The 3,933-nt window shown below is 68.0% G+C and carries 4 protein-coding genes; 2 read left to right on the forward strand and 2 right to left on the reverse strand.

Annotated features, from left to right (window positions below; genetic code table 11):
* Positions 1-618: 618 nt before the first annotated feature.
* Both E1292_RS49650 and E1292_RS49655 read right to left on the reverse strand, forming a co-directional pair.
* Positions 619-849, reverse strand: a complete 231-nt coding sequence (locus E1292_RS49650; protein ID WP_132606759.1) for a hypothetical protein — start codon at positions 847-849, stop codon at positions 619-621.
* A gap of 198 nt (positions 850-1,047) precedes the next feature.
* A complete protein-coding gene (locus E1292_RS49655) occupies positions 1,048-1,566 on the reverse strand; it encodes a hypothetical protein (protein ID WP_132606760.1) in 519 nt (172 codons plus the stop codon).
* 199 nt (positions 1,567-1,765) lie between these two features.
* On the opposite strand from E1292_RS49655, the gene E1292_RS49660 reads away from it, so the two are divergent.
* Entirely contained in the window at positions 1,766-2,515 is a 750-nt protein-coding gene (locus E1292_RS49660) for a hypothetical protein (protein WP_132606761.1), read from the forward strand.
* 159 nt (positions 2,516-2,674) lie between these two features.
* On the forward strand, positions 2,675-3,682 hold the full coding sequence (locus E1292_RS49665) for a glycosyltransferase family 4 protein (RefSeq protein ID WP_132606762.1): 1,008 nt from the start codon (positions 2,675-2,677) through the stop codon (positions 3,680-3,682).
* Positions 3,683-3,933: the final 251 nt, after the last annotated feature.

The following is a 3,933-nucleotide window of genomic DNA, read 5'->3' on the forward strand; positions in this document are numbered from 1 at the left end:
CGCCACCTCCGCCCCCGCCGACCTCGACACTGCCGCGAACGCGCTCGGCCTGGCCGGGTGGGATAACGAAGGCGGACAGCCCCGACAGCCCGCCCGCCGCAGCCGCGCGTCCTGACCGGCACTCCAGAGGAGGAGTACCTGAGCGCGAACGCCGGGCAGGCCCATCGCCTCTGGCAGCAGGGCAGCGTCCACTCCACCCCTGACGACCACCGGCTCCTGCTCCCTCAGCAGACCCTCAACCGGGGACGTTCAGTCAGTGATCGTCCCTTACGGCCGAGCCCCGGAGGCGGGTCGGCGGCCATCAGCGAGTGTGCGCCGCAGTGGCCGCCCGGAGTGGGAGGAGCCGCCGGGGTGCTGCATGGTGGTGCGCAGCGTGTGTTTGCCGGCCACCATGCGACGGTGTTGGAGGCCGTCGGCGGGGTGCCAGTGCACGTTGGTGGCCCAGCGCAGGCGTTCGAACAGGCGGATCAGTGCCGCGGGCGCGTACCTTGTAACAGGACCCTGTGAGGATCGGGGTCGTACCGTCTCGGTTCGGGCTTGACCCGTGAGACGACTGGTCTTGGGTCCTGTCGTAGATCTGCGGCCTGATCAGGGGCGGTGCTGCATGCGCCGATCCGGTCAAGCGTGTCCCGACAGGGGGAAGCTCAGCAGCGGGACGGAGGCCGCCATGCCGGTCAGGAGCAGCGCTTCAGGAATTGCCGCTAGGCACAGCACCAGGTCCACGCGGGCGGGCGGGAAGAGCAGGGCGGTGATCGACCCGGCGGCCAGGCCGATGCCGATGGCGGAGTTCAGCAATCCGAAGCTGACGGCTCCGTCGAGGTAGCGGGTGGCGTAGATGGCGCCGAGCACGCTGCCGCCGTGCCCGGACGAACGCGCCGACCCCGACCCGCGCTCCCCCTACGGCGACGACCCGCGCCTGTCTGCTGTTCGAGGAGCACATCAGACCTCACCGCTACTGATCCGGGTCAAGCCGATGCGCGAAGCGGCCATAGCCTTCCAACCTCGGTCGGGAGCTGCGAACCGCCTGGAGATCGCTGCCCTTGTGGCTCAGTCACCCGTTTTGTCCTCGGGCTGCCTACCACCCACGCTGGTGTCGAGGAGGTGAGCCCCGGCGTCGTGCAGGGTGATGCCGTAGCCCAGCGCGTGGTCAGGAGGCGACCCTTCGTGCGTCGCGCTGATCGCTTTGAAGCGGGTGTCGCGGGTCGGGCCGTCACCAGTGAGGTGGCCGCGCAGATGGCCGGCGCGGTCGTACACGACCCACCGGCCGGCGCCCACTTGCGGCATGGCGTCTGGGTTGTCCTTGAGCCACTGCGCGTTGGCCGCGTGATCGGGCCGCTCGTCGGCCTCTTTCGGTTGGGAGGGGGCCCCTGTGGCATGACCTTCGATTCTGCGAGCACTGCTCATGTCGCGTCTCGCTCTCTGATGATGGCTGTTGCCTCCGAGACATCGAAGAAGCATTCTCAGCCTTGCAACACAGGGTATGGCACAGATCGCACTGCGCACGTGATCATGCGTGATGTCGAGCCAGCGCGTCTCGGGGCACAACGGCTCCTCATCGGGGATCATCCCCGATAGTTGACCGAGGTCCACCGGCTGTCTCCGGCTGGGAGCGGTACGTCTACCGCGGGAGGAGACGGCGTGGCCCGGAGCACCTCCGATGGTCAAGCTCGGTGGTGGGCGACGCAGCCAGAGTTCTGGCGGGGACAGAACTCTCGCGATCTGCTGCACCGCCACGCTGACGATGCTCCACCATTCCGGATGAGCCGTGCCGCTGCTCACGGCCCTCACCCGTCACATCCGCGCCCGCGAGGTGGACAGCTTCCTGGGCGGTGACGGATATCTCATCCCGGTCACCTGGTTCAGCGATCTTGTGACCAGAAACGGCGAGGTGCTCGGCATGACCGTGCTGTTCACCGGCGACGCGACCGACCGGGAAGCAGCGGACGGCCTCGCAGCGCATGTGACCGCCCTGGAAGATCTCACCGGCCGGCTGGCCTTGGTCACGGAGATCGCCACAACGCTGGCGCAGACCCTGGACACCGAGGAGGCCCTCGCTCGGCTCGGCCGCTTGCTGGTGCCCCGCCTGGCCGACCGGGTCGCCATCGACCTGCGAACGGACGAGGGCAGCCAAAGGGTGGCGGTGATCGGACCCGAAGGCCGCGACGCCGATCAGGAAGCGTGGCGAGGTCCCCTCCCCGCGCTGGACGGACACTCATGTTCCTCTCTGGTACGGGTGTTGCACGGTGGCGAACCCGTCCTGATAGGGCCGGGGGACATCGCTGCCCCGTCCCCGTCATCACGAAGGTCCCTCTGGCCACGGTCATCCTGGCTCGCATTGAGGGCCCAGATGAGGGTCACCTGGCAACTGCGATGGACCAACGCCGGCCATCCACCGCCGCTGTTGGTCACCCCCGACACGGCGTCGAGGAGCCCGTCACGCTGCTGCCTGGTCATCAGCTGTGGTGATGACTGCTTGCGGCATCGGCTGTTTCCGGCCGGCCCCCCGTGGCGTTGACTCGGCTGGACAAGGCAGGGAGGTGACGCATGGGATGCAGCCGCTGTGACCTTGTTGTCGGGCCATTGAGGGCATCCTCGCGGCACCTTCTTGCGAAACGTCACCCTGGGGAGAGAAGGCACCGATGCCGGACGTACGCCGGAGCGAAGCCTCCGTCACGTGAGGATAGCGCTGCTGGGACCGGTCGCCTGGCGCACGCCTCCGCGCCACTACGGCCCGTGGGAGCAGGTGACGAGCCTGCTCGCCGAGGGGCTCTCCGCCGCCGGGGTCGATGTGACGCTGTTCGCCACGCTGGACTCCGTCACCTCCGGAGCACTGGACGGTGTGTGCCCGCGCGGGTACGCCAACGATCCAACACTCGACGGGCGGGTGTGGGAGGCGATGCACGTCGCGCACGCGTTGAGCCGTTCGGGCGAGTTCGACGTCGTCCACAGCCATCTCGACTGGCTGCCGCTGGCCTTCGCCGATCATTGCCGAGCCCCTTTGCTCACCACGGTCCATGGATTCTCCGGCATGGGCATCCTGCCCGCCTACGTCCGTGCCCGGTCCGCCTACGTGTCCATCTCGGACGCGGACCGCGCCCCGGAGCTGGACTACGTCGCCACCGTGCACCACGGCATCGATCTGGACGCTTTCCCCTTCGACCCGGTGGGCGGCCGGCGGCTGACCGCGTTCGGCCGCGTTCATCCCGACAAGGGAACGCACAGGGCCATCGAGATCGCCCGACGGGCGGGGATGCCGCTGACCATCTGCGGCATCGTCCAGGACGAGCGGTACTTCGAAGAAGAGATCGTGCCGAAGGTCGACGGCGAACAGGTCAGCTTCCTCGGCTCGGTCGGCCCGGAGCGGCGTGGCCAGATCCTCGGCGGCGCCGCCGCGCTGCTGCATCCCATCGCGTTCGACGAACCTTTCGGCCTGTCGGTGGTCGAGGCGATGGCCTGCGGGACTCCCGTCGTCGCCTACCGGCGCGGATCCATGGCCGAAGTCGTGGACCCGGGCGTGACGGGTTTCCTGGTGGACACCCTCGACGAGGCGGTCACCGCGGTGGCACGCATCGCGACGATCGACCGCGCCAGTTGCCGCGCGCAGGCGCAACGAAGGTTCAGCGCAGATCGAATGGTGGCGAGTTATCTGAGGATCTACCGCGAAATGTTAGGACAAAGTTAGCGACTGATAGTGTCAGGAGTACGCAGACCCCGCCATCAGCCGATCGGTCGCGTCGGCCGGGCCCCCGCATGAGGACGGGCCCCCGGTGAAGTCTCCAGGTTCCACCGCACACGCACAGGCAGACGGGGTAACCGTCTTCACCGAGCGAGCAGCACCCGACTCCATCATGGTGCGGCCGGATGACCGAAAGGCGAGCCAGTTGGTCCTCACATACGGATTTCTCAGCACCCCTGTCTCTTATACACACTGAC

Source organism: Nonomuraea deserti (assembly GCF_004348685.1).
GTDB classification, from domain to species: Bacteria; Actinomycetota; Actinomycetes; order Streptosporangiales; family Streptosporangiaceae; genus Nonomuraea; species Nonomuraea deserti.